The sequence below is a fragment of the Streptomyces sp. NPDC088746 genome, from assembly GCF_044751065.1.
Taxonomy (GTDB): domain Bacteria; phylum Actinomycetota; class Actinomycetes; order Streptomycetales; family Streptomycetaceae; genus Streptomyces.
Map to the genome: position 1 here is coordinate 47948 of NZ_JBIVLA010000008.1, position 26962 is coordinate 74909.

Annotated in this window: 25 protein-coding genes; 9 read left to right on the forward strand and 16 right to left on the reverse strand. The window is 72.6% G+C overall.

All coding sequences use genetic code 11. From position 1 onward, the window contains the following. The first annotated feature begins 150 nt into the window (after positions 1 to 150). On the forward strand, positions 151 to 669 hold the full coding sequence (locus ACIP63_RS29840; protein ID WP_401521734.1) for a GtrA family protein: 519 nt from the start codon (positions 151 to 153) through the stop codon (positions 667 to 669). Positions 670 to 672: 3 nt separating this feature from the next. Here ACIP63_RS29840 and ACIP63_RS29845 read toward each other — a convergent pair whose 3' ends face one another. Further along, a complete protein-coding gene (locus tag ACIP63_RS29845) occupies positions 673 to 1941 on the reverse strand; it encodes an ATP-binding protein (RefSeq protein ID WP_401521737.1) in 1269 nt (422 codons plus the stop codon). A 14-nt stretch (positions 1942 to 1955) separates the two neighbouring features. After that, complete coding sequence (locus ACIP63_RS29850) at positions 1956 to 2633, reverse strand: response regulator transcription factor (protein ID WP_031098784.1); 678 nt, start codon at positions 2631 to 2633, stop codon at positions 1956 to 1958. Positions 2634 to 3122: 489 nt separating this feature from the next. Between ACIP63_RS29850 and ACIP63_RS29855 the strand changes: the two genes are divergently transcribed. Beyond that, on the forward strand, positions 3123 to 4613 hold the full coding sequence (locus ACIP63_RS29855; RefSeq protein ID WP_401521740.1) for an oligopeptide:H+ symporter: 1491 nt from the start codon (positions 3123 to 3125) through the stop codon (positions 4611 to 4613). A gap of 76 nt (positions 4614 to 4689) precedes the next feature. Here the strand turns inward: ACIP63_RS29855 and ACIP63_RS29860 are convergent, their stop codons facing one another. Beyond that, the gene (locus ACIP63_RS29860; protein ID WP_401521742.1) at positions 4690 to 5181 is read right to left on the reverse strand and encodes an ATP-binding protein; all 492 of its coding nucleotides are present in this window, start codon (positions 5179 to 5181) and stop codon (positions 4690 to 4692) included. A gap of 199 nt (positions 5182 to 5380) precedes the next feature. Then, positions 5381 to 5749: an STAS domain-containing protein gene (locus tag ACIP63_RS29865; protein ID WP_401521745.1), complete on the reverse strand. Its 369-nt coding sequence runs from the start codon at positions 5747 to 5749 to the stop codon at positions 5381 to 5383. A gap of 293 nt (positions 5750 to 6042) precedes the next feature. On the opposite strand from ACIP63_RS29865, the gene ACIP63_RS29870 reads away from it, so the two are divergent. The 3 genes from ACIP63_RS29870 (at position 6043) to ACIP63_RS29880 (ending at position 10384) form a co-directional block, all read left to right on the forward strand. Next, positions 6043 to 7026, forward strand: coding sequence for an RNA polymerase sigma factor SigF (locus tag ACIP63_RS29870; protein ID WP_401521748.1), 984 nt, complete (start codon positions 6043 to 6045; stop codon positions 7024 to 7026). A gap of 189 nt (positions 7027 to 7215) precedes the next feature. Beyond that, positions 7216 to 8364: a DegT/DnrJ/EryC1/StrS family aminotransferase gene (locus ACIP63_RS29875; protein ID WP_401522447.1), complete on the forward strand. Its 1149-nt coding sequence runs from the start codon at positions 7216 to 7218 to the stop codon at positions 8362 to 8364. Beyond that, positions 8357 to 10384, forward strand: a complete 2028-nt coding sequence (locus ACIP63_RS29880) for a lipopolysaccharide biosynthesis protein (RefSeq protein WP_401521750.1) — start codon at positions 8357 to 8359, stop codon at positions 10382 to 10384. The genes ACIP63_RS29875 and ACIP63_RS29880 overlap by 8 nt, the downstream gene beginning before the upstream one ends. Here ACIP63_RS29880 and ACIP63_RS29885 read toward each other — a convergent pair. The 10 genes from ACIP63_RS29885 to hutU form a co-directional block, all read right to left on the reverse strand. After that, the gene (locus tag ACIP63_RS29885) at positions 10359 to 11492 is read right to left on the reverse strand and encodes a glycoside hydrolase family 26 protein (protein ID WP_401521753.1); all 1134 of its coding nucleotides are present in this window, start codon (positions 11490 to 11492) and stop codon (positions 10359 to 10361) included. The genes ACIP63_RS29880 and ACIP63_RS29885 overlap by 26 nt on opposite strands. After that, the gene (locus tag ACIP63_RS29890) at positions 11489 to 11911 is read right to left on the reverse strand and encodes a hypothetical protein (protein ID WP_401521755.1); all 423 of its coding nucleotides are present in this window, start codon (positions 11909 to 11911) and stop codon (positions 11489 to 11491) included. Before ACIP63_RS29890 ends, ACIP63_RS29885 begins: the two co-directional genes overlap by 4 nt. Positions 11912 to 11940: 29 nt before the next feature. Continuing rightward, entirely contained in the window at positions 11941 to 13842 is a 1902-nt protein-coding gene (locus tag ACIP63_RS29895; protein ID WP_401521758.1) for a hypothetical protein, read from the reverse strand. A 117-nt stretch (positions 13843 to 13959) separates the two neighbouring features. Continuing rightward, on the reverse strand, positions 13960 to 14784 hold the full coding sequence (locus ACIP63_RS29900) for a polysaccharide deacetylase family protein (RefSeq protein WP_401521760.1): 825 nt from the start codon (positions 14782 to 14784) through the stop codon (positions 13960 to 13962). Beyond that, on the reverse strand, positions 14781 to 16049 hold the full coding sequence (locus ACIP63_RS29905) for a glycosyltransferase (protein WP_401522450.1): 1269 nt from the start codon (positions 16047 to 16049) through the stop codon (positions 14781 to 14783). Before ACIP63_RS29905 ends, ACIP63_RS29900 begins: the two co-directional genes overlap by 4 nt. 88 nt (positions 16050 to 16137) lie before the next feature. Then, the gene (locus ACIP63_RS29910) at positions 16138 to 17220 is read right to left on the reverse strand and encodes a GNAT family N-acetyltransferase (RefSeq protein ID WP_401522453.1); all 1083 of its coding nucleotides are present in this window, start codon (positions 17218 to 17220) and stop codon (positions 16138 to 16140) included. A 144-nt stretch (positions 17221 to 17364) separates the two neighbouring features. Continuing rightward, positions 17365 to 18537: an imidazolonepropionase gene (hutI, locus tag ACIP63_RS29915; RefSeq protein ID WP_401521763.1), complete on the reverse strand. Its 1173-nt coding sequence runs from the start codon at positions 18535 to 18537 to the stop codon at positions 17365 to 17367. Between the two features lie 71 nt (positions 18538 to 18608). After that, positions 18609 to 19979, reverse strand: coding sequence for a formimidoylglutamate deiminase (locus tag ACIP63_RS29920; protein ID WP_401521765.1), 1371 nt, complete (start codon positions 19977 to 19979; stop codon positions 18609 to 18611). Then, a complete protein-coding gene (locus tag ACIP63_RS29925) occupies positions 19970 to 21184 on the reverse strand; it encodes an allantoate amidohydrolase (protein WP_401522456.1) in 1215 nt (404 codons plus the stop codon). The genes ACIP63_RS29920 and ACIP63_RS29925 overlap by 10 nt, the downstream gene beginning before the upstream one ends. Positions 21185 to 21201: 17 nt before the next feature. Next, positions 21202 to 22866: a urocanate hydratase gene (hutU, locus tag ACIP63_RS29930; protein WP_401521768.1), complete on the reverse strand. Its 1665-nt coding sequence runs from the start codon at positions 22864 to 22866 to the stop codon at positions 21202 to 21204. Positions 22867 to 23204: 338 nt separating this feature from the next. On the opposite strand from hutU, the gene ACIP63_RS29935 reads away from it, so the two are divergent. The 4 genes from ACIP63_RS29935 (at position 23205) to ACIP63_RS29950 (ending at position 25391) form a co-directional block, all read left to right on the forward strand. Beyond that, positions 23205 to 23609, forward strand: a complete 405-nt coding sequence (locus tag ACIP63_RS29935; protein WP_401521771.1) for a hypothetical protein — start codon at positions 23205 to 23207, stop codon at positions 23607 to 23609. Further along, complete coding sequence (locus tag ACIP63_RS29940; RefSeq protein ID WP_401521774.1) at positions 23606 to 24412, forward strand: winged helix-turn-helix domain-containing protein; 807 nt, start codon at positions 23606 to 23608, stop codon at positions 24410 to 24412. Before ACIP63_RS29935 ends, ACIP63_RS29940 begins: the two co-directional genes overlap by 4 nt. A gap of 38 nt (positions 24413 to 24450) precedes the next feature. After that, positions 24451 to 24918, forward strand: coding sequence for a roadblock/LC7 domain-containing protein (locus tag ACIP63_RS29945; RefSeq protein WP_401521776.1), 468 nt, complete (start codon positions 24451 to 24453; stop codon positions 24916 to 24918). A gap of 98 nt (positions 24919 to 25016) precedes the next feature. Further along, complete coding sequence (locus ACIP63_RS29950; RefSeq protein ID WP_104786472.1) at positions 25017 to 25391, forward strand: hypothetical protein; 375 nt, start codon at positions 25017 to 25019, stop codon at positions 25389 to 25391. A gap of 10 nt (positions 25392 to 25401) precedes the next feature. On the opposite strand, the gene ACIP63_RS29955 is transcribed toward ACIP63_RS29950, so the two are convergent. Together ACIP63_RS29955 and ACIP63_RS29960 are read right to left on the reverse strand one after the other, a co-directional pair. Beyond that, positions 25402 to 25941, reverse strand: coding sequence for a hypothetical protein (locus ACIP63_RS29955; protein ID WP_401521778.1), 540 nt, complete (start codon positions 25939 to 25941; stop codon positions 25402 to 25404). Between the two features lie 139 nt (positions 25942 to 26080). Then, positions 26081 to 26929 carry a MurR/RpiR family transcriptional regulator gene (locus ACIP63_RS29960; protein WP_401521779.1) on the reverse strand — a complete coding sequence of 283 codons (849 nt, stop codon included), beginning with the start codon at positions 26927 to 26929 and terminating at the stop codon, positions 26081 to 26083. Positions 26930 to 26962: the final 33 nt, after the last annotated feature.

Sequence of the window (26962 nt, forward strand, 5' to 3'; positions counted from 1 at the left end):
GGGCTCCCCCCACCGTCTCCCGCACCGCCCCCGCGTCCGCGGTGAGGAGGCCTCGTCACGCGGGCGAGGCCGGCTCACGGGCATCACACGGGAGGGCTGGTTAGCATGGCCGGGTTGACGAAACCGACCGGACGGGGCTGAGCGATCACCATGAGCGAACGGGGCGCACTGCGGACCCGGCTTGATCTGCTGGCCCGGGAGGTCGCCAAGTTCGGCGCGGTCGGCGCACTCGGGCTGGTCGTCAATATCGTCGTCTCGAACCTGATCTGGCGCACCACGGACTTCCCGGTGGTGCGGGCCGGGCTGATGGGGACGGTCGTCGCCATCCTCTTCAACTACGTGGGCTTCCGTTACTGGACCTACCGGGACCGCGACAAGACCGGGCGCACCCGGGAGCTGATGCTGTTCCTGCTCTTCAGCGCCGTCGGCGCCGTGATCGAGACGGGCGTGCTCTACCTGGCGACGTACGGCTTCGGCTGGAACAGCCCGGTCCAGAGCAACGTCTTCAAGATCGTCGGCATCGGGGTCGCCACGCTGTTCCGCTTCTGGTCCTACCGCACCTGGGTGTTCCGGGCGCTGCCCGCCAAGGAGGCCGTGCTCAGCGCGGAACGATTTCTGGAACAGCGGAGGCCCTCCGACGAGGTGACACCGGGCCCCGTGCCCCGCTGACGCTCAGCGCACCGGGCGTACGGCTTCCTTGCGGCCCGGCGCGACCCGGCTGAGGAAGAGCGCGAAGACCGGGGGCTGCTGCTGGAGCAGTTCGAGCCGTCCGCCGTCGGCCTCGGCGAGGTCCCGGGCCACGGCCAGACCGATCCCGGTGGAGTTCCGGCCGCTGATGGTGCGCTCGAAGATCCGCGCCCCCAGATCGGCGGGGACGCCGGGGCCCTCGTCCGTGACCTCGACGACGACCTGGTTGCCGGTGACGCGGGTACGCAGCGCGACCGTGCCGCCACCGTGCATCAGCGAGTTCTCGATCAGCGCGGCGAGCACCTGGGCGACGGCGCCGGGAGTGCCGACGGCCTCCAGACCGTGCTTGCCCGAGCAGACGACCGCCCGGCCGGCGCTGCGGTAGGCCGGGCGCCACTCCTCGATCTGCTGCTTGACGACCTCGTCGAGGTCGAAGACGACCGCGGAGCCGGTGCGCGGGTCCCGGGCGTTGGTCAGCAGCCGCTGCACCACGTCGGTGAGCCGCTCGACCTGGGTGAGCGCGATGTTCGCCTCCTCCTTCACCGTGTCCGGGTCGTCGGTGACGGAGATCTCCTCGATCCGCATGGAGAGGGCGGTCAGCGGCGTACGGAGCTGGTGCGAGGCGTCCGCGGCGAGGCGCCGCTCCGCGGTCAGCATCCGGGCGATCCGCTCCGCGGAGGAGTCCAGGACGTCGGCGACCCGGTCCAGCTCCGTGACCCCGTACCGCTTGTGGCGGGGCCGGGGGTCGCCCGATCCGAGGCGTTCGGCCGTCTCGGCGAGGTCGGTGAGCGGGGAGGTGAGCCGGTCGGCCTGGCGTACGGCGAGGAGTACGGCGGAGATGATGGCGAGCAGCGCCACCGCCCCGATGATCAGCAGGGTCCGGCCGACCTCACGGGTCACGGCCGAGCGGTCCTCCTCGACGGTGACCTTCTCGCCCTGCTCCCCCGTCTCCGTGCTGCGGATGGCGTTGCCGTCCGTGGGGCGCTCGCCGACCTCGATGGCGGCGCGCCCGGGGATCTCGACGCGGGCGTAGCGGCTGGGGTCCACCTGCTCGGCGAGGACCTGGGGGGTGATCCGCTCGGCGCCGAGCAGCCGGCTCTCGACGACGCTGATCAGCCGGAACGCCTCGGAGTCGACGCTTTCCTGGGCGCTGTTGCTGATGGTGCGGGTCTCGACGATGACGAGGGAGACGCCGAAGACGGCGATCACGACGAGCACCACGGCGAGCGTGGAGTTGATCAGTCGGCGGCGCATGACTGTTCTGTACGTCAGCTCTTCTCGAACCGGAAGCCGACGCCCCGGACGGTGGCGATGTAGCGCGGATTGGCCGCGTCGTCGCCGAGCTTCTTGCGGAGCCACGAGATGTGCATGTCGAGGGTCTTCGTGGAGGACCACCAGGTGGTGTCCCAGACCTCGCGCATCAGCTGGTCACGGGTGACGACCCGGCCCGCGTCCCGTACGAGGACCCGGAGCAGGTCGAACTCCTTGGCGGTGAGCTGGAGTTCCTCGTCGCCCATCCAGGCCCGGTGGGACTCGACGTCGATCCTGACGCCGTGCGTGGCGGGCTGCGGGGCGGGCTCGGTGGCGCCGCGGCGCAGCAGGGCGCGGACCCGGGCGAGGAGCTCGGCGAGGCGGAAGGGCTTGGTGACGTAGTCGTCGGCGCCGGCGTCCAGGCCGACCACCGTGTCGACCTCGTCGGCCCGGGCGGTCAGCACCAGGATCGGCACGGCGTGCCCGTCGGCCCGCAGCCGCCTGGCGACCTCCAGTCCGTCCATCCCGGGCAGCCCCAGGTCGAGGACGACCAGGTCGACGCCTCCCTGGAGACCGGCGTCGAGTGCGGTCGGACCGTCCTCGCGGACCTCGACCTCGTAACCCTCACGACGCAGGGCGCGGGCCAGTGGCTCCGAGATGGATGCGTCGTCCTCGGCGAGCAGTACACGGGTCATGCAGTGATGGTAGTCCGCGCAGGCCCGCTGGGGTGAGGCACTGGGCAGGCCCTGCGGGTCAGGGCCACTAATCGGGCATCCTCCTTCGAATATGGGACCGTGGTTCCACACAGACCTGTGATCCATCTCTCAAGTCCTTCCATATCCCCGCGTGTCATGTCGTATGGTGGCTCGACGCCTGTTGCACCACCGAAGGACCTTTGGGCAGCGTTTCGCGCCAAGGGTCTCTTTTGTGTACGGGCCGGTTCCCGCCGGCCCCGACCAGTGAATGACCTGTGGGCCGGGCCCGGAGCGCGAGGACGCGCGCCGGGCGTGGATCCCGGAGCGGTCTGTCCCACGATCCCGTCACCCGACTCCCAGCGGAGCGGTGGCCCGGATCGGATCCCCTCGAGGCGTCGGGGGTGGGGCGTGTCCGTCCGGTGCCGGCTACCCCCCACCGGGCGCGTACCGCTCACGAGGCGAGCGCGTCCCGACCAGCAAGGATCGACCATGGCGTCCAGCCTGACGAAGGACTCGGCCAGTACTTCTGGTTCGGAGAAGACCTTCTTCGGCCACCCCCGCGGCCTGGCCACTCTCTTCATGACGGAGATGTGGGAGCGCTTCAGCTACTACGGCATGCGCGCCCTTCTCCCGCTCTACCTGATCGCTCCCAACGGGCTTCACATGAACCCCGCCACGGCCACGGCGATCTACTCGGTCTACCTGTCGCTGGTGTACCTGCTCACCATGCCCGGCGGCTGGATCGGCGACCGTGTCTGGGGTCCCCGCAAGACCGTCGCCATCGCGGGCGGCGTCGTCATGCTCGGCCACCTGGTGCTGGCGCTGCCCGCCGAAGGCACCTTCTTCGCGGGCCTCGGCCTCGTGGCGATCGGCTCCGGTCTGCTGAAGGCGAACATCTCGACGATGGTCGGCCACCTCTACGACGGCCCGGACGACCCGCGCCGTGACGGTGGCTTCACGATCTTCTACATGGGCATCAACGTGGGCGCCTTCGCCGCCCCGCTGGTGATCGGCACGGTCGGCGAGAACGTCAACTGGCACCTGGGCTTCGCCCTGGCCGCCGTCGGCATGGGACTGGGTGTCGCCCAGTTCCTGCTCGGCACCCGCCACCTGGACGAGCGCAGCCACGTCGTACCGAAGCCGCTCTCCGCTGCCGAGCGCGCCTCCACGCTGCGCAAGTCGATGATCTGGCTGGGCATCGCGGCCGTCTTCTACATCGGCACGGTCGTCACCGGCGTCTACACGCTGAACTGGCTGCTGGTCCCGATCACGGTCGCCGGTCTCGTCATCCCCGTGGTGGTCCTGGCGCGCATCAAGCGCGACAAGGAGCTCGACCAGGCCGAACAGGCGAAGATGTCCGGCTACATCTGGTTCTTCGTGGCCGCCGCCATCTTCTGGATGATCTACGACCAGGGCGGTTCGACCCTGGCGATCTTCGCCGACTCCTCGGCGGAGAACTCGGTCCTCGGCTGGGACTTCCCGGTCTCCTGGTACCAGTCGGTCAACCCGGTCCTGATCATGGCGCTGGCTCCGGTCTTCGCCGCCTTCTGGCTGGCGCTGAACCGGCGGGGCAAGGAGCCCAGCACGATCGTGAAGTTCAGCTCCGGTCTGGTGCTGGTCGGTGCGTCGTTCTTCCTCTTCCTGGCGCCCCTGTCCATCGCGGGCGACGGCCACAAGGCCGCCGCGATGTGGCTGGTCGCGATCTACTTCGTGCAGACCGTCGGCGAGCTGACGCTCTCCCCGGTCGGGCTCTCGGTCACCACGAAGATGGCCCCGGCCAAGTACGCCAGCCAGATGATGGGTGTCTGGTTCCTGGCCGTGACCGCCGGTGACTGCACCACGGGCCTGCTCTCCCTCGCGGGGGTCGAGCTCAACGGCAACGGGGTGGTGGCGCTCCAGGCCGCGCTCGCGGTGCTCGCGGGTGTCGCGATCTTCATGTACCGCGGCAAGGTCAAGACGCTCATGGGCAACGTCCGCTGACACGGACCGCTCCTGTACGACTCGGGCCCCGCACCATCCGGTGCGGGGCCCGAGTCGTACAACGGGAGCGGACGGGTCACGCGGGCGCGGCGAGCTCCGCCCAGACGGTCTTGCCCGGCTGCTCCGGCGTGCGCGTCACGCCCCAGTCCATGCAGAGCCGCTGCACGATAAACATGCCGTGCCCGCCGGGCCGGCCTGCCCGGTGCGGGGTGCGCGGCGCTGGCTGCCCGGCCCCGGTGTCGACGACCTCGACCCGGAGCATCTTGGGCGAGCAGGCGATGCGGAGCTCCTCGGGACCGTCCGCGTGCAGGCAGGCGTTCGTGACGAGCTCGGAGACGACCAGGAGGACGTCCTCGGCCGCCGCCCGGCGGTCGGCTCCCGACGCGGGGAGCCAGCCCCAGTCGTGGAGTGCCTGCCGGGCGAAGTCGCGGGCCATCGGCACGATGCCGCTGGCCTCTCTCAGCGAGAGCGTGCGCCACTGCCGGTCAGCGGGTACGGCAGAGGCGGTGCCCGTGCCGTCCGGCTCGCGGCCGAGGCCGCCCGGCGGATGCTGCCGGGTGGTGCTCATCAGCGCTTCACCTCACCGATTCACCGTGTTGCCATCGAACAGAACTGATCAGATACAGAGTGTGCGGGTTCCATGACCCCGACGGGATGTCTCCTGCCCGGCCGAATGGTGACAACACCCTTTTCGCCTACGCCGTGAGCGTGACTCGCGCGACAGACGGGGCTCCCGAGGCCGGGGGCTGACATCGGCGGCGCCGTTGTCAGCTGCTCAGAGCGTCTTCGAGCGAGGCGTGGACGGTGAAGACCGCCTCAGCCCCCGTGATCTCGAAGACGCGAGCCACCACGGGCTGCATTCCGGCAAGGTGGACCCCTCCTCCGGCCGCCTCGGCCTTCAGACGCGCACCGAGCAGCACATTGAGCCCGGTGGAGTCACAGAAGTCGAGCCCGGAACAGTCGACCACCAGGCGCGTACGCCCTTGCGCGACCGCGCCTTCCAGGGGCTCCCGAAGCAGATCGGCGGTGTGGTGATCGAGCTCACCCACCGGCGTCACGACCTCGCTCCGCCCCTCGGTCCGGACCTCGACACTCAGTCGACCCCGGTTCGCACTGCCGACCGTCCCGCGGTCCATTGACTGTCCCTCTTCGCCGTCCGTCACTACCCACGTCCCTGTGTACGCGGCCTCGTCGTGGCTGCCGCCGACGTGCGTAAAACATTACGCGTTTCCCTCGCCACACGGTAGTCGAAGAACTCAACAAACCGGACATACAGGCTGATTTGGCGCTTGTAACTCGTGGCTGGAAACGGGTAAGGGTAGAAGAGACATCTGCACCAGTAATTTCGATCGGCTTCGGAGGCGCCGCTTCACCGCAGGAAGACGTATGGGCATCGGCAGCCATATGCCGAGAACGATGGAGGAGAACCATGTCACCCCGGCTCGACGTATCGCGTACCCACATCGCGACGTCGGCATGTCCTCAGGGACCGACCGATTCCGACTCCGCTGTCGCGAGCGCCGTACCCGGCCCGCGGAACAGCACCAGCACCACCACCGATCCGACCGCCGAGGACCACCTCCCGGGCGAGGAGTTCGAGGGTCTCGAGGGACTTCCCGAGATCCCGCCCTACGCCGAGGTCGGCGCCGTGGACGCCAGGGCTCTCTCCAAGACGCTCTTCGCGCGGCTCGAAGCCCTCGAGGAGGGCACCCACGAGTACGCGTACGTACGCAACACCCTCGTGGAACTCAACTTGGCCCTGGTCAAGTTCGCCGCCGCCCGGTTCCGCACCCGCAGCGAGCCGATGGAAGACATCGTCCAGGTCGGCACCATCGGCCTGATCAAGGCGATCGACCGCTTCGAACTCAGCAGGGGCGTCGAGTTCCCGACGTTCGCGATGCCCACCATCGTGGGCGAGATCAAGCGCTTCTTCCGTGACACCAGCTGGTCCGTGCGCGTCCCGCGCCGGCTGCAGGAGCTGCGGCTGGACCTCGCCAAGGCGGGCGACGAGCTGGCCCAGAAGCTGGACCGCTCGCCCACGGTCGCCGAGCTCGCCGACCGCCTCGGCATCGGCAGGGACGAGGTCGTCGAGGGCATGGCCGCGAGCAACGCGTACACCGCGAGCTCGCTGGACGCCAAGCCCGACGACCAGGCCGACGGCAACGAGGGCGCACTCGCGGACCGCCTCGGCTACGAGGACCACGGCCTGGAGGGCATCGAGTACGTCGAGTCCCTCAAGCCGCTCATCGCCTCGCTCCCGCTGCGCGACCGCACGATCCTCTCCATGCGGTTCGTCTCCAACATGACGCAGTCGGAGATCGGCGAGGAGCTCGGCATCTCTCAGATGCACGTGTCCCGGCTCCTCTCCCGGACCCTGGTCAAGCTCAGGAAGGGCCTGACCGTGGAGGAGTGACCGGACGTCACCCGCACCACCGGTACGTCATCGCGGAAGGACCTGCCCCGGCCGAGGGGCGGGTCCTTCCGCATTGTTGACGAAGTGCCACGGACTGGGCCACATTGGGCGGGGTTCTGGGGGGAACACATGGCTCATGGGGAGAGCGGTCCTGCCGGCCGCGGAGCAGTGGCGGCGGTCGAAACGGCGATGGGCGTCCGGCTGGGGCGGGAATGCCTGTACGTGCCGTCCTGCCGGCTGGGCCTCTATCTGGCGCTCCGTCACTGGTGCGAACCCGGCGGCAGGATCCTGATGTCCCCGGTCAACGACGACGTCATCCTCTTCGTCGTCCTCGCCGCAGGCCTGCGGCCCGTCCAGGCCCCGCTGTCGGCGGCGGACGGCTCGATCGACGCGGACGCCGTGCCCGACGCCGTGTGGGACGGTCTCTCGGCCGTCCTCACCACCAATCCGTACGGGAACCCGGACCCGGCCGGGCGGCTGCGCGAGCGCTGCGACCGTCTCGGTGTCCCCCTGATCGAGGACGCCGCGCACGCCATCGGCAGCGTCACGGACAGGAGACCCGTCGGCTCGTTCGGGGACGCGGCGGCCTTCAGCCTCTCCAAGCACGTCGGCGCGAAGGCCGGAGGCTTCCTCGCCGTCGCCGACCCGGCCCTGCGCGCCCCGCTGGAGCGGGCCCGCGACGCCCTGCTCGACCCGGCCCGTCTCACCGCCGAACTCGCCTACGCCGTACGCCCGTACGCGGAATCGGCCGTACGCGGGCTGCGGCTCGCGCCCGCCGCCTGGTGGGCCCTGCGGCTTCTCGGGCTCCAGGAACGCGACGAGATCCGGATGCCGTTGCGGCCCGCGGAGCTGCGACAGGCCCTGGCCGCCGCGCCCTCGCTGGATGCCTTCCACTCCTGGGTCCGCGTCGACCTGCACGACTACCGCATCGCCCCGGGACGATTACGGCTGCGGCGCGTCGCCCGTCTGCTCGCCGGCCTCGACGAGCGGCTCGCCGCGCACCGGACGGGCACCGAGCGCCTTCTCGCGACCCGCTGGGCCCCTCCGGTCCCCGCCGGTGCCCCCGTACAGCCGCTGTTCCGGGTGCCGTTGCTCGTGGCCGACCGGGACGCGGCCGTCGCCGCGCTCGCCCGCCGGCGCATCACCGTCGGCTATCTCTACGACCCGCCGCTCGACACCTACGCGGGCACACCGTTCACCGACCCGTCGCCCGCCCCCGCCGGGGCGGCCTGGTTCGCCCGTCACGCCCTGCCCGTCGACCCGCTGCGCGCAGGCCCCGTCATCGAGATCCTGGCCGCGGCGGGTGCCCGGCCGGCGGGAGAGCTGCCCGGTGGCTGACACCGCGAGAGCCGGCCGGGCGGAGGCGGGTGCGCCGCTCCCGCCGGCCACGGAGAGCGGCGGCCCGAGCGGCGACTCGATGTTCCGCAACGCCTACGCCCTGATGCTCTCCACCGGGGTCTCCGCCGCTCTCGGCCTGGGTTTCTGGCTGGTCGCCGCCCGCTACTACACCGAGGAGGCCGTCGGCCAGGGCTCCGCCGCCATCGCCGCCATGCGGCTCCTCGCCTCGGTCACCGCGACCACGATGATCGGCGCCGTCGTCCGCTACGTGCCGCGCGCAGGACGCGCCACCGGCTCCCTGGTCGCCCGTACCTACCTGGTCAGCTCCGTCGTCGTCACCCTGGCCTGCGTGGTCTTCCTGCTCACGCTGGACCTGTGGGGCGACTCGTACGCCCCGCTCGGCACCCTGTCCGCCGGGCTCGTCTTCACCGGATCCTGCGTCGCCTGGGCGGTCCTCACCCTCCAGGACGGGGTGCTGACCGGGCTGCGCAAAGCCGTCTGGGTGCCCGTCGGCAACGCCGTGTTCTCCGTCGGGAAGCTGCTGCTCCTCGCCGCGTTCGCGACCGCGCTGCCCGTCCTCGGCGTCTTCGTGTCCTGGGCCGCGGCCATCGCCCTGTCCGTGCTGCCGCTCGGCTGGATGGTCTTCCGCCGGCTGATCCCGCGTCAGGCGGGCGCCGACCGGGACCGCGAGCCGCCCCGGATGCGCGAGATCGGCAGGTTCCTGGCGGGCGACTCCGTCGGTGCTCTCTTCAGCCTGGCCATGATCAACCTGCTGCCGGTGATGGTGGCCGTGCGCTTCGACGCCGCGCACAACGGCTTCTTCTACATCGCCTACACCGTCGGCGGCACCATGGAGTTCATGGCCATCAACATGGCCTCCTCGCTCACCGCGCACGCCTCGCACAGCCCCGGCCACCTGGCCGAGGGCGTGCGCGGGGCGCTGCGCCGCATGGCGGTCCTGCTGGTGCCCGTCGTGGCCGTCCTGATCCTCTTCGCCCCGCAGATCCTCAGCCCCTTCGGCTCCGACTACGCCGCCCACGGCACCCTGGTCCTGAGGCTGCTGGCCGCGGCCGCCCTGCCCCGGGTCGTGGTCGAGCTGTACATCGGGGTACTGCGGGTGCAGGGCCGCACCGGCGCTCTGGCCGTCCTTCAGGGCGCGATGTGCGTCCTCGTCCTCGGCAGTGCGGCCGTGCTGCTCGGCCCGCTGGGGATCGCCGGAGCCGGCTGGGCGATGCTGATCGCCATGACCGCGGTGGCCACCGCCTCCGCCCTGGGACTGCGCTCGGCCCTGACCGGGCGCACGCCACGGGGCTCCCGGCCCGCGGCGCCGGGGGGCGAGGAGTTCGGGACGGGCTGGGCCCGGCTCGCGGCGCAGGAGCGGCGGGGAGCGGATCAGCGGGCGGACGCGGGCCCGGGACGACGCGGGGCGCTGTGGCTCTGGGCGCTGCTGGTGCTCGCGGCCGGCCTGTTCTGGGTGCCGCTCTCCCGCGCGGCGCACTCCGGGCGTACGCGTCTGACCGGTGCGGAGCTGATCGACGCGCTGCCGCCGGTGACGGTGACCGCAGGGGTGCTCATGGTCGTCGCCTACACCGCGGCCGTCACGCTGTACCGCCCCCGGCCCGCGCTGCTGGGCGCCGCGCTGCTGGTGACCGTGGCGGCCCTGCACTCGGCCCCGCTCCTCCTCGGGTTACGGCCGCCCGCCGCCTCCCGGGAGTGGCACGGCACGCTCGCCGGCTTCCTCGCCGGGGCGCCGGGAGCGGCCGCGCCGGACGCGGTGCTGCGGGCCCTGCCGTTCGCCCTCCAGCTGCTGTGCCTGGCGCTGGCCGCGGTCCTGCTGCGGACGGCCGGGGCCCACTGGCGGGTCACGGCCGCCGCGGTGTGGGTGCTCGCGGTGGCCGGGTGGGCCGCCCAGGACGCCTTCGCCACGGCCGGACTGCCCGTGTTCTGGGGGCTGTTCGCGGCGACGGCGGTGGCGTTCGGCGTCCGGGGGTGGGTCAGCGGCCGGGCACCGGCTGCTTGAACCAGTCGTCCTGCCCGGCCGTGCGGTAACCCTCCAGGCCCGGGCCCTCGTTGACCGTGAGGTCACAGCCCTTGCCCGGGACCGCACGGTTCCAGTGCACCAGCGCCTTGGCCTCGGGCATGGTCCTGGCCACCTTCGGGATCTCCTCGTACCACTCGCGTTGGCGGTCCTCGTCCGCCGGATCGGGCACCGTGGCGAACTCGGCGGACATCAGCGGCTTCTCGGCGCTGATGTGGGTGCGCAGCCACTCGTACGTCGGCCGCTGGCTGCGGTCGAAGTCCTTCCAGTCCGTGGTGTCGTGGCAGGTGAAGTAGTTGTACTGGTCCATGCCGATCCAGTCGACGTAGTCGTCGCCCGGGTAGAGCCGCTCGAAGAGCTTTCCCGACGGGAGGTAGCCGGAGACCGTCCACACCCAGACCACGTTGTCCACACCCAGCTCCTCGAACCGGTCGTGGAGGTGGCGGTAGGCGGCGACGTACTCCTCGGGCGTGCCCGCGTCGCCGACCCGGGCGTCGGCCTCCTGGTCGAAGGAGAGGAAGACCCGCTTCCCGTACGCCTCGATGCGGCGCGCCTGCGGGTCGATGATCTCCCGGTCGTGCTTCCCCGACGCGATGTCCGCCCAGCCGAGCTGGTCCTCGGTCCAGTTGGCGTGGTGGGGCTCACGCCACACCGTGGACTCCCAGGCCAGCATGAGCAGCCTGTCCCGGCCGAGGATCTGCTCGTCGGGGGTCAGGAGCTGTCCGTCGAGGTCGGTGTTCGACATGTCGTGGTACGTGTACAGGAGGTCGAGCTTCCGGCCGATCTTCTCCTCGAACGCGTACACCGCGTCCTTGAGCGAACCGTTCTCGGCGTACGGCACATAGGCGCCCCACCAGGCCCCGCACGGCGGGACGAGTGTGGCGGTGGGGGCGCACGTCCCGCCGGGCACCGGGCCGGTGGCGGCGTCGGCCGGGAGGGCGCCGGCGGAGGGCACCCGCTCGTCGTCCTCACCGGAGGAGGACGTGCCGAACCGGGCGAGGAGTCCGGTCAGCAGCGCCACGACGGCGACCAGGGTGAGCACGAGGTACGTACGGGGGCGGCGGCCCTCCGGTGCGCGGCGGCGGGTCACCGGCGCCTCGCGGGGGCCGGCCTGGCCCGCTCGACGGCGCCCCGGGTGGCCGCGGGCAGCGGAAGCCCCGGGAGGGCGGCGGCGAGGGTGGTGAACGCGGCGAGGACCACCAGGAACGCCGTCCCCGAGAACCCTTCCACCAGGAACAGCGCGGTGGCCGCGACGACGGCCACGGAGAGTCCGAGGGGCGCGGCGAGCGCGGCGGCTTCGAGACGGGCGCCCGGCCCGATCGGTCCGGGGTGCGGATACAGCAGGGCGAGGCCGGGGCCGAGGCAGACGAAGAGGAGCACGGGGGCCCAGCGCAGGGGCGATCCCCCCGGCAGCGCGGTCGCGGCGAGCGCCACCCACCCGGAGAGCGCCAGGGCGGCTCTGATCAGGGTCTGCCGGGCGGGGAGTGCCGGTTGCCGGTTCTCGGACACGTGGCTGCCTTCCTGGTCTGGGACGTGTCTCAGGGGCTGTCGTAGCGCAGGACGACGCCGTGTCCGGTCCGCTCGACCACGTGGAAGAGCGGCGAGGCGGCGAGGTCCCGGGTCAGGGCGTCGAAACCGCCGGGCGGCAGCAGCCCCTCACCCGCGGTGTAGATGTCCTGGGTGCGCGTGAGGATGACGTAGGCCGTGGTGCCGGACGGCAGGCGGGTCGAGAGGTAGCCCGCCGGGTTCTTGAGCATCTCGACGTTCTCGGGGAGCTCCTGCTCGGCGAAGAACCAGTGCTCCAGCCGGTCGTAGCGGTGCAGCGCCTGCGGGAAGGAGCCGGTGGCGGCCAGGATCAGCGCGCCTTCGGGGGCCCGGTCGATGGTGCGGGTGACGAGCGCGGTCTCGGCGGGCGGGGTGTAGTTCATCTGCTCCTTGCCGTAGTACGACGGCATGAAGCCGGCGAGCAGCGCGACCAGTGACAGCGGCAGCGCGACGGCGCAGATCTTCCGTACGGCCGGCCGGACCCGGTGCGCCCCGGTGCCCCCGGCGGCCGGGACGAGCGCCGCGGCAGCGAAGAACGCGGCGCCCGGGAGCGCGAACAGATAGACCCGGAAGAGCATTTCGCCGCCGTAGTCGTTGACCACGAACAGAGGGACGGGCGCGGCCGAGGCCAGCAGCAGCGGCAGGGCGCTGTGCACCAGGCGGCGCCGCAGCAGGAGAGCCGCGCCGGCGAGGACGGCGACGGCCAGCACCATCAGGACGTTGGCCCGCCCCGCGAGCTCGGGACCGGCCCCGGTGAGCTGTCCGGCGTATCCGGCACGGGAGTTCCGGGTGAGTTCGCCGAGGGAGTCGCGCAGGGTGCCCAGCGTCTCCATGAAGAGGGGGCGGCCCATGGTGAGGTCCCAGGCCAGCATGAGAAGCCCGGCCACGGCGAGGAGCCCGGGGTTGCGGTAGCGGCGGGTGAGGTTGAGCGCGAGCAGGGTGACGCAGAGCATCACCGGGGTCAGCTGGTGCACCGCGTTGACGGCCACGATCAAGGGCACCAGGACCAGGACGCAGACCGCGCGCTGCCGGGTGCCGGTGGGCGGCGGGACGGCCGCCGCGGCCGGGTCGAGCCAGGCGCGCGAGCGCAGCCGCCCGGCGGACCTGGGGCGCACGAAGTGCCGTACGACGACGGCGAGTACGGCGAGGTGGAGGAGGAAGGCGAGGCCCTGCGGGGCGAGGTAGTCCTGGCCCACCCAGTTGGCGAGCTGGAAGATCCAGACGGCGGTCCACACGAGGCGCCAGTCCTCGCTGAACGTGCGGTAGACCAGGATCAGGACCGGCATCATCAGCAGGCCGAGGACGACGGGCGCCCAGTTCAGGTAGGCGGCGGCGCTGTCGGCCCCGAAGGCGCGGACGAGCCCGCCGTTGAGCGTGAAGAAGCCGGGCCACTGGTCGTACGCGGACATGTTGCCGGACAGGCCCTCGTCCGGGCGCAGTTCGCCGTTGGCCAGCAGGTGGTTGATGACCGCGTCGTGCTTGGACGCCCAGGGGTAGCGCTCCGAGTCGTACAGGACGGCGGGGACGCCCTTGAGGGCCATCAGCAGTCCGGCGCAGTACAGCGCGGGCCACCACGGGGCGGTGCCCGCGCGGCGGAGGCTGACCAGGAAGCCCGCGGTCAGGAGGAGCAGGGAGAGGTAGTAGATGACGGGCAGCCGGTCCAGGAGCCCGTACTCGCCCATCGAGCGGAATCCGATGTGCGGCAGCGAGGCGGTCCAGAGGCCTGCTGCCAGGAGTAACGGCAGCCAGGTGAGGACCGTCCAGGGTCTCAGCGCGTCGGGGAGACCGCGCGACCCCGCCTCGGGGGCGGCGTCGTTCGACCGTCCGGAGGGAGGCCCCGGCTCGGCGATCCCCGCTGTGTCCCCCTCGACCGGCGCGGGCACATGCTGTGGCACGGTGCGACTCCCCCCACGGATGTGGTCGCGGCCGTCACGCCGCTGTCCCCTTGAGCGAAGTATAGGAAGGTGCTTCGCCTTTGTGGCGCTCTCGTCCCTTTCTCCGCAGTCCTCACGTCACCCCGCGAACTCCGGCCCCCGCACGGCGGCCCGCCCCCGCCGGTACCACCGCCAGCCCACCGTCGGCAGCGAGTCCGGGAACGGCGCCACGCGCGCGCCCTCGCCCGCCATCCAGCGCTCGACGTCCCGCACGGTGTGGCTCCGCCGCAGGATCAGCCGTGCGATCCGGTACGGCTCGTCCCGGCCGGAGCTCAGCGCGTGCCGCACGGCCACCGCGCTCTCGTAACCGGCGGCGCGGGCGGCACGGCGCACGCGCACGCTGTTGTAGCCGTGCGGATAGGCGAGATGGGCCACCTCGTGGCCCAGGACGTCCTCCAGCACCTTCCTGGAGTCGACGAGTTCCGAGCGCAGGGCCGCGGCGGGCAGGGTGTCCAGCTGGGCGTGGGTGACGGTGTGCCCGCCCACCTCCATGCCGTACTGCTCCAGCAGGGGCGCCTGGGCCAGGCTCATCATCGGCGCGGGCGGCAGCAGGCTGCCCCCGCCGGACCGCGTCAGCGCGCCCGTCGTGAGGTACGCGGTGGCCGGCATCGACCGTCCGGCGAGCGCCTCCGCGGTCGGCCCCGGCAGGTCGGCGAAACCGTCGTCGAAGGTCAGGACGACCGGCCGGTCCGGCAGCGGCTCACGCCCCGCGAGATGGGCGACGAGCGCACCCACCGGGACCGGTGTGCGGCCGCTGGCACGGATCGCGTCCAGCTGGGCGGCGAACTTCCCCGGTGCGACCGTGAATTCGGCGATCCACCCCGGGGGGTCGTCCATCACCGCGTGGTACAGCAGCACGGGTATCCGGGAGGGGCCGGGCCGTCCGGGTCCGCGCGTCCTCATCTCGTCTCCCGGGGACGCGATCCGCCACGGACGGCGAGCCTCGCGCGTACGTATCCGAAGGGGCCGTACAGCATGCCTCTGCGCTCCAGCCGGGACAGATGTCGGGGCCACGGGTAGGTGTACGCGCCGTGCGCGCCGGGAACGCCGCTTCCCGCAGCGCCGGTGGCACGGGGCGCCGTCATCGCCCGGGCGTGGGCGAGGCCGCGCGGCAGCCGGGCCAGGAGGGACGGCAGCAGGGCGGGCCTGCGGACCAGCAGCGCGGTGAGACAGGCGGTGAGCCCGGCGCCGTAGCCGTACGCCTGCCCGCACAGGTCCTCCCAGCGCTCCCGGTGGTGGTGCCAGACGATCGCGTCGGGCGTGTAGTGCAGCGGGTACCCCTCGGCGAGGAGCCGTACGAACGCGTAGAGGTCGTCGCCGCCCTTGGCCGCGGTGCCGGTCCCGGTGGCGGGGTCGAAACCGCCGACGGCTTTCAGCGCCTCGGTGCGGAAGGCCATGTTGGCGCCCGAGCCGAAGCGCCCGGCCGTGAACGGGAAGAGCGGCTCGTCGGCGGGCGGGTGCGCGGGGTCGTAGCGACGCGCGGTGAATCCCTTGGCGAATCCGCCGTGGCTCTCCAGCAGGATCTGCGCCGGGGTGCTGAGCCGGGCCGGCAGGATGAGGCCCGTGGCGCAGGCCGGCCCGGGGTCCTCGCCGAAGGGCCGGGTGAGGGCACTGAGCCAGTGCGGGTCGGCGATGACGTCGTCGTCGGTGAAGGCGACGACGTCCGCCTTCGCGAGGAGAACCCCTCTGTTGTGCGCGGCTGCCAGGCCGGGGACCGGCTCACAGGCGTAGCCCACCCCCCGGCCGGCGTAAGCGGAGGTGATGAGCTCACGGGTGGCGTCCGTGGCCGGGGCGTTGTCGACGACCACGATCTCGAAGTCCGGATGGTCCTGGGCGAGCAGCGAATCGAGGGCGCGGGCGAGCTGCGCGGGGCGCTCCCGGGTCGCGACGACGACCGTGGCCCTGGGCAGCTCCCCGGCCCCAGGGCGCTCCGGGGAGTCCGGCAGGTCGATCTCGTCCGCCGCCTGCTCGGCGAGGACGGAGGCCGGATCGTCGCCCGCCCGGACGCGCCCGACGACCGTGCCCACGGGGCGGCCGCGCAGCCGTACGAGGGCGAAGATCCGCTGCTCCTCGCCGTCCCGCGGTCCCAGGGGCGGCCCGCCGGGCGCGGGCCCGATCCGGGCGCCCGTGCCGTCGGCCGCGTCCAGCTCCAGCTCGGCGACGGCCATGCCGCCGAGCCGGCCCAGGCCGGGTAACCGCTCCGTGCTCCCCGTCCGTTCGTTCCCGTACGGCATCCGGTCCCCCCGGGTCGTGACGCTATGGACGTTTCGGTTCCCGCAGCCGGCCGGCCCGTTCGAGGCCGCGCTGCGCCAGGCCGGCCAGCCGTGGCCGGTTCCGTACGAAGCCGTGCGCGCGGCGGGAGGGTTCGCGGCCGATCCACTGGAGGGCCGCGCCCACGCCCGGCCTGACCGAGGCGCCCTCGTACACCGTGAGTTCGCCGGTCTTCAGGGCGTCCTTGTACTCGGCCGCGCCGCGCCCCATGTCGAGCATCCCGATGCCGTCGTCCGCAGCCGCCCGCGCCATCCGCAGATGCAGGATCAGGCCCGGCGAGTACTTCGCGAACCCGGGGTCGTACGCCGGGAACCAGCACGAGAGCACCGTGCGCGAGCGCAGCCCGAAGTGGGCGGCGACGGGCCGTTCGCCCGCGTACAGGACGGAGAGCAGGCCGGAACAGCCGGGCGCCCGGGTGTGGAAGAGGAACTCCGCCAGGTCGCGGATCCACCTCTTCGCGAAGCGGTCGCGCCGTCCGGTCCTGCGGTACTGGGCGGACTTCCACTCCATCAGGGTCCGCAGCGCCGCCGGATCCCGCTCGTCGAGGACGAAACGCACCTCCCCGGCGTCGCGGCCGAGCTTGCGCTCCTTGGCCAGGGTGGTCCTGAGGAACTTCGGCGACTGCGCCCGCAGGACCTGCTCGTAGCTCTCGTAACCGTCGCCGACATCGATGACGTACGAGGCGTACGAGCGGGCGGCGTCCGGCTCGAAGAGGCCCTGGCCCTCCCCGAGGTTGTCGAACTCCCACGCGGAGAGCCCGCAGGCCCGCAGCAGCTCCCTCGCGTCCAGCGCAAGACCGGGACGCAGCACGGCGCCCTGGACGTCGGAGACCCCGAAGCCGATGGCCCGGCCGCGGCCGAACCGTCCCCGCTCGAAGGGGAGGAACCCGGCCGGTCCCCCGGATTCCTCGCTGATCATCGCCACCCGCGCGCGCGGCCGGACCCGGCCGACGGCGAGGGCGAACTCCGGTTCCATGAACGGATGGGCCGGGGCGCCGGACTTGGCCCGGAGCTCCCGCCAGCTCTCGATGTCCCCCGCGCCCAGATCTCCGGGCCTGACCACACGTATGCGCCTGCCGCTCACCAAGACCCCCCGGTCCTACCCCCCTGAGCCACGCTGCCCGAAACGGTACCGGGCGCGGTCACTCGGCGGTAGACAGCCGCGACAACCTGTGACCGACCGGTGAAAATCGCCCACGCCGTCCCTGGGACGTCACACGACCCGCTCCCCCCGCCGCCATACGGCGCCCACCAGCGGGACTCCCGGCCGGTAGGCCAGGTGGACGTGGCTCGGCGCGTCCAGCATCACGAGGTCGGCGCGGGCGCCGGGGGTGATGCGGCCGATGTCGGTGCGGCGCAGGGCGGCGGCGCCTCCGGCGGTGGCCGACCAGACCGCTTCGTCGGGGGTCATGCCCATGTCCCGTACGGCGAGGGCGATGCAGAACGGCATGGAGGAGGTGAACGAGGAGCCCGGGTTGCAGTCCGTGGACAGGGCGACCGTGGCGCCCGCCGCGAGGATGCGGCGGGCGTCGGGCCAGGCCGCCCGGGTGGAGAACTCGGCGCCGGGGAGCAGGGTGGCGACGGTGGAGCCCTGGCCGAGCGCGTCGAGGTCGGCGTCGTCGAGGTGGGTGCAGTGGTCGGCGGACGCCGCGTCCAGCTCGACGGCGAGCCGCACCCCGGGGCCGTGGCCGAGCTGGTTGGCGTGGACGCGGGGGTGGAGGCCCCTGGCCTTCCCCGCGGTGAGGATCGTGCGCGCCTGGTCCTCGTCGAAGGCGCCACGCTCGCAGAAGACGTCGATCCAACGGGCGTACGGGGCGCAGGCGTCCAGCATCGGGCCGGTGACGAGGCCGACGTAACCGGCGGGATCGTCGGCGTAGTCGGGGGACACGATGTGGGCCCCGAGGAAGGTGACCTCGTCGGTGTGGCGGGCGGCGACCCGCAGGGCGCGCGCCTCGTCCTCGACGGTGAGGCCGTAGCCGGACTTGGTCTCGAAGGTGGTGGTGCCCTGCCCGAGCGCCTCCGCGAGGTAGCGCGCGACGTTGGCGGAGAGCTCCTCGTCGGAGGCCGCGCGGGTGGCGGCCACGGTCGTGCGGATGCCGCCCGCGGAGTAGGGGCGGCCTGACATGCGGGCGTTGAACTCGGCGGTGCGGTCGCCGGCGAACACCAGGTGGGAGTGGGAGTCGACGAAGCCGGGGATCACGGCACGGCCGCCCGCGTCGACGGCGTTGTCGGTGGCGGGTGCTTTGCTGGACTCACCGGTCCAGACGATGCGGTCGCCGTCGATGACGACGGCCGCGTCCCGGATCATGCCCAGGGGGGTCCCGTCACCGAGGGAGGGGTCGTTGGTGACCAGGTTCGCGATGTGGGTGAGGGCGGTCGTCGTCATCCGTGCACAGCTTTCTTTCGGCTCGGGCCTGCTCGGGGCCGGGGTTCACGGTGCGGGGCTCGTCCGTGCGCTCAGGCGTACAGGGCGGCGATGGCCGAGGCGAGCGCTCCGGGCACGTCGTCGATCCGTGTGTGCCGGCCGTCCCGGACGATGTGCCGGCCCGCCACCACGGTGTGCCGCACATCGGCGGCGGTCGCGGCGAATACGGCTGCTTCGGCTGCCAGCCGGGGCACCGGCCCCGCTGTCCTGACGGAGTCCAGCGCCACGGTGGTGAGGTCGGCGGGCGCGCCCGGTTCGAGCACGCCCGCGTCCGGGCGGCCGAGCGCGGCGTGGCCCTCCGCGGAAGCCGCCCTGAGCAGCGCTGCCGCCGTCCAGTGGCCCCGGACATGGGTGCGCAGACGTTCGTTGAGCTCCATCGCCCGCGCCTCCTCGAAGAGGTCGATCACGGCGTGGCTGTCACTGCCCAGCGAGAGGGGGGAGCCCGCGCCCTGGAGGGCGGTGGCCGGGCCGATGCCGTCGGCGAGGTCGCGTTCGGTCGTGGGGCACATGCAGGTGCCCGTCCGGGAGGAGCCCAGCAGCTCGATGTCCTCGGCCGTGAGGTGCGTGTTGTGGATGCCGGTGGTGTGCGGGCCGAGCACCCCGTGGTCGGCGAGGAGCCGGGTGGGGGTGCGGCGGTGGGCGGCGAGGCAGGCGTCGTTCTCCGCGGTCTGCTCGGAGAGGTGGACATGGAGCGGGACCGCCCGCTCCTGCGCCCACCGCGCGACGGTGGAGAGCTGCCCGGCCGGGACGGCGCGCACGGAGTGGATCGCGGCGCCGATCACCACCAGGTCGTCGTCGCCCTTGAGGAGGGAGGCACGCTCGGCCCAGGCGTCGGCGGTGGTGTCGGAGAAGCGCAGCTGGTGCCGGCTCGGCTTCTCCCCGAAGCCGGCGGCCAGATAGGCGGTGTCGAGCAGGGTGATGCGGATTCCGGCCTCGGCCGCGGCCGCGATGAGCGCCTCGCCCATGGCGTTCGGGTTGTCGTAGGGCGTGCCTCCGGGCGTGTGGTGCACGTAGTGGAACTCACCCACCGCGGTGATCCCGGCCAGCGCCATCTCGGCGTACGTGGCACGGGCCAGGTCGTAGTAGGTGTCGGGGGTGAGGCGGGAGGCGGTCCGGTACATCAGCTCGCGCCAGGTCCAGAAGGTGCCGGACCCCACCTGGACGGTGGAGCGCAGCGCGCGGTGGAAGGCGTGCGAGTGGGTGTTGGCCAGTCCCGGGACGGTCAGCCCGTCGAGCACGACGGCTCCGGGCGGCGGTGCGTCGATGCCCGTCCGGACGCCGGCGATGCGCCCGCCGGCCACGTCCAGGAGGACGCCCGGCTCGACATGGGTTCCGAGCCAGGCGTGCGACATCCAGTACGTCGCGGTGACCGGTGTGCCCGTCGGTTGCGTTGTCAGCTGCACGCGAGACCTTCCAGTACGTCGGCGAGTGCCCTCACCCCGGCCACGCAGTCGTCCTCGGCGGCGTGCTCGGCGGGTGAGTGCGAGATCCCGGTGGGGTTCCGTACGAACAGCATGGCGGTCGGCACGGAAGCGGACAAAATACCCGCGTCGTGTCCCGCCCCCGTACCGAGCACGGGGACGGCGCGCCCGCCGCCGTCCGGGCCGCGCTTCTCCAGCACCCGGCCGATCTCGTCCCGGAGCGCGTGCTGGAAGTCCACCACCGGCGTGAACGACTCGCGTACGACGTCGAGATCGATCCCGGCCCGCTCGGCGTGCTCCCGCGCGGCCCGCTCGACGCCGCTCACGACGGCGTCGAGAGTGGCCTGGTCGGCGGCGCGCGAGTCGAGCCAGCCCCGCACGAGGGAGGGGATCGCGTTGACCCCGTTCGGCTCGACGGCGATCTTGCCGAAGGTCGCGAGACCTCCGGCGAGCTCGGCCTCGCGCCGGGCCGCGAGCACGGTCTCGGCGTACGTGAGCATCGGGTCCCGCCGGTCGGCGAGGCGTGTCGTGCCGGCGTGGTTGGCCTCGCCCCGGAAGTCGAACCGCCAGCGGCCGTGCGGCCAGATGGCCGAGGCGATCCCGACCGGGTCCCCGCTCAGGTCCAGGGCACGCCCCTGCTCCACATGGAGCTCGACGAACGCGCCGATCCGGGCGAGGCGTTCGGGATCGGGCCCGATGGCGTCGGGGTCGTGGCCCGCGGCCTCCATGGCCTGCGGGAGCGAGACGCCGTCACCGTCACGGAGCCGGTGCGCGTGCTCGACGGTCAGCTGTCCGGCGGCGAGCCGGGAGCCGACGCAGGCCAGCCCGAAGCGGGCCCCCTCCTCGTCACCGAAGTTGGTGATGGCGAAGGGCCTGGTGAACACCGCTCCCCTGCGGCGGAGTTCGTCCAGTGCGGCGAAGGAGGACACCACACCGAGGGGGCCGTCGAAGGCGCCCCCGTCGGGCACGGAGTCGAGGTGGGACCCGGTGACGACGGCGTCCCCGGCGAGCGGGTCGCCGAGCCAGGCCCACTGGTTGCCGTTGCGGTCGATCTCGTGGTCGAGGCCGCGCGCCTCGGCCTGCGCCTGGAACCACAGGCGGCACTCGGCGTCGGCGCCGGTCCAGGCGTAGCGGCGGTAGCCGCCGGAGGCGTCGCTGCGGCCGATGGGCCGCAGCGAGCGCCACATGGCGTGGAAGGTGTCGCTCACGCGGTGCCTTCCTCGCGCATCGGGATGCGCACGCCGCGCTCGTCCGCCACCGACTCCGCGATGTCGTAGCCCGCGTCCACGTGCCGGATGACGCCCATGCCCGGGTCGTTGGTGAGGACGCGGCGGATCTTCTCGCCGGCCAGCTTCGTGCCGTCGGCGACCGAGACCTGGCCCGCGTGGAGGGAGCGCCCCATGCCGACGCCGCCGCCGTGGTGGATGGAGACCCAGGAGGCGCCGGAGGCGACGTTCACCATGGCGTTCAGGAGCGGCCAGTCGGCGATCGCGTCGGAGCCGTCGAGCATGGCCTCCGTCTCTCGGTAGGGGGATGCCACCGAACCGCAGTCCAGGTGGTCTCGGCCGATCGCGAGCGGGGCGGCGAGGGTGCCGTCGCCGACCATGTCGTTGAACATGTCGCCCGCCTTGTCGCGCTCGCCCTGGCCGAGCCAGCAGATGCGCGCGGGCAGGCCCTGGAAGTGGACCCGCTCCCCGGCCATCTTGATCCAGCGGTGCAGCGACTCGTTCTCCGGGAAGAGGTCCAGAAGCGCCTTGTCCGTCTTGTGGATGTCCGAGGCCTCGCCCGAGAGCGCGGCCCAGCGGAAGGGGCCCTTGCCCTCGCAGAAGAGCGGCCGGATGTAGGCGGGCACGAAGCCGAGGAAGTCGAACGCGCGCGCGTAACCGGCGAGCTGGGCCTCGCCCCGGATCGAGTTGCCGTAGTCGAAGACCTCCGCGCCGGCGTCCATGAAGCCGACCATGGCCTCGACGTGCCTGGCCATCGAGTCACGCGCGCGGGTGGTGAAGCCCGCCGGGTCCTTCGCCGCGTACGAGGCCATGTCGTCGAGGTCGACGCCGACGGGGAGGTAGGCGAGCGGGTCGTGGGCAGAGGTCTGGTCGGTCACGATGTCGATGGGGGCGCCCTCGGCGAGCATGCGCGGAAGGAGCTCCGCCGCGTTGCCGAGCAGGCCGATGGAGAGGGGACGACGGGCGTCGCGCGCCTCCACCGCCAGCTGGAGCGCGTGCTCCAGGGAGTCGGCCCTCACATCCAGGTACTTGTGCTCGATGCGGCGCTCGATGGCGCGCGGGTCGACGTCGATACAGATCGCGACGCCGTCGTTCATCGTCACCGCGAGGGGCTGGGCTCCGCCCATGCCGCCGAGACCGGCGGTGAGGGTGATCGTGCCGGCCAGGGTGCCGCCGAACTTCTTCGCGGCGACCGCGGCGAACGTCTCGTAGGTGCCCTGGAGGATGCCCTGCGTCCCGATGTAGATCCAGGACCCGGCGGTCATCTGGCCGTACATGGTGAGCCCGAGGGCCTCCAGACGGCGGAACTCCTCCCAGTTGGCCCAGTCGCCGACCAGGTTGGAGTTTGCGATCAGGACGCGCGGCGCCCATTCGTGGGTCTGCATGACACCGACCGGCCGCCCGGACTGGACGAGCATCGTCTCGTCCTGCTTGAGCGTCCGCAGCGTACGGACCATGGCGTCGAAGGACCGCCAGTCGCGGGCCGCCTTGCCCGTGCCGCCGTAGACGACGAGCTTGTCGGGGTGTTCGGCGACCTCGGGGTCGAGGTTGTTCTGCAGCATGCGGAGGGCGGCTTCCTGCTGCCATCCCAGGGCGCTCAGTTCCGTACCGCGCGGTGCCCGTACGGGGCGGGGTCCTGACATGGCGATGCCTCCTCGCGAATGTGACTCTCTTATTCACATCCTGGCCGCCTGAATACTCCTAGTCAACAGGGAGGTCCCGTCTCCCCGGGGCGGGCCTGACGTCAGCACCGCAAGGACCGGGTGGACACCGGCACTTCCGTACGCCGACGGCGCTGCCCGTACCGGGCGCGATCACCTCCCTGATCCTGGCCGGCCGGGCCCGTTCCGGCCGGCTGTCGCGCGTCCCTTACACGGCCCGCCGCATGTACCCGTGGAAAATGCCAGAACTCCCACCAGCCGCACACACGTTGCGTAGCCTCTCCATTACATCCGTACGCCACGTCGGGAGGGAGTCCGCGTTGCCCGGGATCGACGAGTGCCTGATCGAAGTCATGAGGCTGCCCGGTGCCCGGGGCGCCGCGGTGGTCGACTGGACGAGCGGTCTCGCGCTCGGCACCATCGGCGAGTCGCCCAACGGTGACCACGAGGCCACGGCCGCCGAGACGGCCGAGGTGGCGAGGATGGCCGCCGAACAGCCGGTCTTCGCCCAGACGGAGGTGCCCGCCGGCTTACCGGGGCCGCCCGCCCCCGCCGTCGAGGACGTCATCGTCACCACCGCCCCCGGCTACCACATCCTCCGTTTCGTCGAGACGGCCTTCGACAGCAGCGTCTTCCTCCACCTCTGGCTGGACCGCGCGGAGGGCAACCTCGCCCTGGCACGCATGCGGCTCGGCGAGATAGCGGAGCGGCTGGTCCTGGCATGAGACCCACCGCCGCCGTCCGGCCCGGCGCAGCCGAACAGGCCGCGCCCTCCCCGATGCTGCAGCGGCTGGAGGCGGAGCGCGCCACCGGCGCGCTGATGCGCGACCGCGGCACCCTCTACCTCGCCGACGGCCAGGTCGTCCACGCGGAGAGCCCCGCGACCCCCGGGATCGACGTCCTGCTCACCACGGGCGGGGCCCTGCGCTCCGAGGGCTGGTGGGACGCGGTCGCCCAGGCGGGTGCCGGACAGCGGGTGGGCCGCTACCTCGTGGACAGCGGCAAGGTCCCCGGCGGCGCGCTGGAGCTCTGCCATCTGGGCGCCCTGTACGACGCGGCGTTCTTCGCCCTGGCACCCACACACACGCCCGCCCGTTTCCGCTACGGCGTCTCCCACTGGATCGGCCCCGTCCGCCCCGTGCCCGTGCACGCCGTGCAGCGCGAGACGCTCCGGCGCCGGGAACTCCTGGACCGGATCTGGCCGGACGCGCTCACCGACAGCGCACCGCTCTCCCCCACGGCCCATCCCGTGGACGCCCCGGTCCCGCCACGCCAGCGCCGCGTCCTCGCCCTGGTGAACGGCGAGCGCACGGCCACGGACATCGCCCGGGAGCTGGGCCGTTCCGCCTTCCACATCCTGGTCGACCTGCGCCGGCTCGCGGCCGCCGGACTGGTCGAAGCGGTCCGCCCCGCCGCAGAGGGCTCCGCACCGGCGTCCGGGCCCGGACGCATCACGCTGCCCGAGGTCACGAACGACCCCGACGTCGCCCTGTTGCGCCGGCTCAGAGACGCATTGGAGGCCTTGTGATACGCGCGCTCAGACAGCGTGCCGGGAGGAGACAGCTGATGGTGCCCGAGGCAGAGGTGCAGGACGTCCTCGACGAGCTCCAGCGGTTACGCGCCCGGGTGCCCCTCCTGACCGGCGCGCTGGCCGCCAGTGCGGACGGCCTGGTCGTCGCCCAGGACACCCCTGGCATCGAGGCCGAGGGCGTCGCCGCGCTGACCGCCGCCGCGCTCGGCGTCTCGATCCGGATGACCGACGCCACCGGACGCGGCGGCTTCCGCGAACTCCTGATCCGTGGCGAGAGCGGCTACATCGCCACCTACGCGGCGGGCTCCTCCGCCGTCCTCACCCTGCTGGCCGAGGACCGCATCAACGTCGGCCGTCTCCACCTGGAGGGCCGCCGCGCCGGGGCACGCATCGGCGAACTGGTCGACGCCTCCCAGGACCGGCCCGACCGCCCCGTGCCGCCTCCACGTCCGCAGCAGTCGCGGGCCCTGCCCCGCCGCACCGTCGCACCGGATTCCACGTGACACCCGCCGCGGCCCGTCACGCACGCGCCACGGACGGACAGCGCACCACCAAGCAACGGACCGGCCACCGGGCCGGCCAGGGAAAGGAAACGAGCACTATGGCCAACACCGAAGCGTCACTGAAGGATGCGATGGCGTCGATCGAGGGGACCCTCGGTGTCGCCCTCGTCGACTACACCAGCGGCATGGCCCTGGGCACCCTCGGCGGTGGCAAGGACTTCAACCTGGAGGTCGCCGCGGCTGGCAACACCGACGTGGTCCGGGCGAAGCTCCGGACGATGGAGCACCTGGGCATCAAGGACGAGATCGAGGACATCCTGATCACCCTCGGCACCCAGTACCACCTGATCCGGCTGCTCAAGACCCGTGGCAGCAACGGCCTCTTCCTCTACCTCGTGCTGGACGGCGGCCGGGCCAACCTCGCGATGGCGCGCCACCAGCTGCGGAAGATCGAGGCGGAGCTGGAGGTCTGACCCGGCTCTCTCACCGGCGGCGACGCCGCGCCCCACCGGGTGCGGCGTCCCCCGCCACGGACCCGGTCGTCCGGTAGGCCTTCACGCGCCTGCCCGTGGGCCGTCCGCGCTCCACCCAGTCGGTGCGCACCCAGTACAGGACGTCGTCCCGCCGCTCCCGCTGCCCGATCCGTACGGCCTTCAGCCAGAGCCCGGCCCCGGCCCCGGCCATCACGAGCCCGCCCGCACCGGGCAGCACGTACGCGCTCGCGACCGCCACCAGGAACGCACCGGCCACCCACCAGCGGCAGCCGCGCCGCCGGTTCCGCACGGTCACGTCCCGGTCCTGGAGGAAGTCGCCCCGCCCGGCCCGCGTGGCGCCCTTCGCGAGATCCGCGTACCGGCCGGTGCGCGTGAACGCCACGGCGGCCAGGACCACCAGGAACAGCGCGGCCCCCGCCAGCAGCCCGATCCGCCGGCCGGTGAGCCCCGGGACGAACGCCCCGACGGCCGCCGCCAGCAGCCCCGGCCACCACAACGGCGCGGCGCCGGCCCTCACGATCACGGCCACCCTCGCCAACGACTGCGCTCCGCGCCCCACGTCCGTACCCCTCTCCCGCCGTCCCCTGTGGACCTTCCGGTCGCGGAGATTAGTGGGCACAGATGAGCGACGTCTGAGAATCGGCGGAGCCGGCGGTCCCGGGCTCCGGCTACTCCACGAACAGCCCCCGCGCGGCGGCCCGCGCGTCGAACTCCTCCAGCCGGGCCTGAGCCTCGGGCAGCCCGTCGCACATGGCCTCCAGCAGCACCCGCCCCAGCAGCATCGGGGCGCACGCGGTGTCGAAGGCCAGCCCGGTCCCCACGGCCGCCGGAATCAGCAGATCACTGTGGGCGGCGACCGGTGCGAACGCGGAGTCGGCCACGGTGACGACGGCCAGCCCGCGCTCCCGGGCGTACGCCAGCGCGTCCACGACCTCGCGCGGGTGCCGGGGCAGCGCGAAGCACATCAGCGCGCTCGCGCCCGCGCGCGCCGCCGCGTCGACACGGTCGTGCAGCATGCTGCCGCCCTCGTCGAGCACCCGCACGTCCGGGTGCACCTTGGCGGCGAAGTACCCGAAACCCCGGGCCTGCGAGGAGGCGGCCCGCAGCCCGAGCACGAGCAGCGGCCTGGACCCGGCGAGCAGCCGCCCCGCCCGCTCCACGGGGGCCGGATCGGCGAGCAGTTCGGCCAGCTGCCGCAGGTTCTCGATCTCCGCGCGCACCGCCTGCTGGTACTCGTTGAAGCTCTCCTCCACGCCGCCCCCGTCGGCCGCCCCCTCCGGGGTGACCTCCCTGAGGTGCTTGCGCAGCGCGGGGTACCCGTCGAAGCCGAGTGCGACGGCGAAGCGGGTGACGGACGGCTGGCTGACCCCGGCCAGTTCGGCGAGCTCCACGCTCGACAGGAACGGGGCGTCGGCCGCCCGCCGCACCATGGAGTGCGCGATCCGCCGCTGCGTGGGCGTGAGCCGCTGCCCCTCGAAGAGCCGCTGCAACCGCGCAGCCGGGCTGCTCCCGCTCATGCTGTCCCCTCCAGAGTTCCGGCGCACCGGTCC

Excerpts from the sequence above, each read along its gene's own strand:
- ACIP63_RS29840 (WP_401521734.1), top strand. The coding sequence starts at position 151 with ATGAGCGAACGGGGCGCACTGCGGACCCGGCTTGATCTGCTGGCCCGG.
- ACIP63_RS29845 (WP_401521737.1), bottom strand. The coding sequence starts at position 1,941 with ATGCGCCGCCGACTGATCAACTCCACGCTCGCCGTGGTGCTCGTCGTG.
- ACIP63_RS29850 (WP_031098784.1), bottom strand. The coding sequence starts at position 2,633 with ATGACCCGTGTACTGCTCGCCGAGGACGACGCATCCATCTCGGAGCCA.
- ACIP63_RS29855 (WP_401521740.1), top strand. The coding sequence starts at position 3,123 with ATGGCGTCCAGCCTGACGAAGGACTCGGCCAGTACTTCTGGTTCGGAG.
- ACIP63_RS29860 (WP_401521742.1), bottom strand. The coding sequence starts at position 5,181 with ATGAGCACCACCCGGCAGCATCCGCCGGGCGGCCTCGGCCGCGAGCCG.
- ACIP63_RS29865 (WP_401521745.1), bottom strand. The coding sequence starts at position 5,749 with ATGGACCGCGGGACGGTCGGCAGTGCGAACCGGGGTCGACTGAGTGTC.
- ACIP63_RS29870 (WP_401521748.1), top strand. The coding sequence starts at position 6,043 with ATGTCACCCCGGCTCGACGTATCGCGTACCCACATCGCGACGTCGGCA.
- ACIP63_RS29875 (WP_401522447.1), top strand. The coding sequence starts at position 7,216 with ATGGGCGTCCGGCTGGGGCGGGAATGCCTGTACGTGCCGTCCTGCCGG.
- ACIP63_RS29900 (WP_401521760.1), bottom strand. The coding sequence starts at position 14,784 with ATGAGGACGCGCGGACCCGGACGGCCCGGCCCCTCCCGGATACCCGTG.
- ACIP63_RS29905 (WP_401522450.1), bottom strand. The coding sequence starts at position 16,049 with ATGGCCGTCGCCGAGCTGGAGCTGGACGCGGCCGACGGCACGGGCGCC.
- hutI (WP_401521763.1), bottom strand. The coding sequence starts at position 18,537 with ATGACGACGACCGCCCTCACCCACATCGCGAACCTGGTCACCAACGAC.
- ACIP63_RS29925 (WP_401522456.1), bottom strand. The coding sequence starts at position 21,184 with ATGTGGCGCTCGCTGCGGCCCATCGGCCGCAGCGACGCCTCCGGCGGC.
- hutU (WP_401521768.1), bottom strand. The coding sequence starts at position 22,866 with ATGTCAGGACCCCGCCCCGTACGGGCACCGCGCGGTACGGAACTGAGC.
- ACIP63_RS29940 (WP_401521774.1), top strand. The coding sequence starts at position 23,606 with ATGAGACCCACCGCCGCCGTCCGGCCCGGCGCAGCCGAACAGGCCGCG.
- ACIP63_RS29945 (WP_401521776.1), top strand. The coding sequence starts at position 24,451 with ATGGTGCCCGAGGCAGAGGTGCAGGACGTCCTCGACGAGCTCCAGCGG.
- ACIP63_RS29950 (WP_104786472.1), top strand. The coding sequence starts at position 25,017 with ATGGCCAACACCGAAGCGTCACTGAAGGATGCGATGGCGTCGATCGAG.
- ACIP63_RS29960 (WP_401521779.1), bottom strand. The coding sequence starts at position 26,929 with ATGAGCGGGAGCAGCCCGGCTGCGCGGTTGCAGCGGCTCTTCGAGGGG.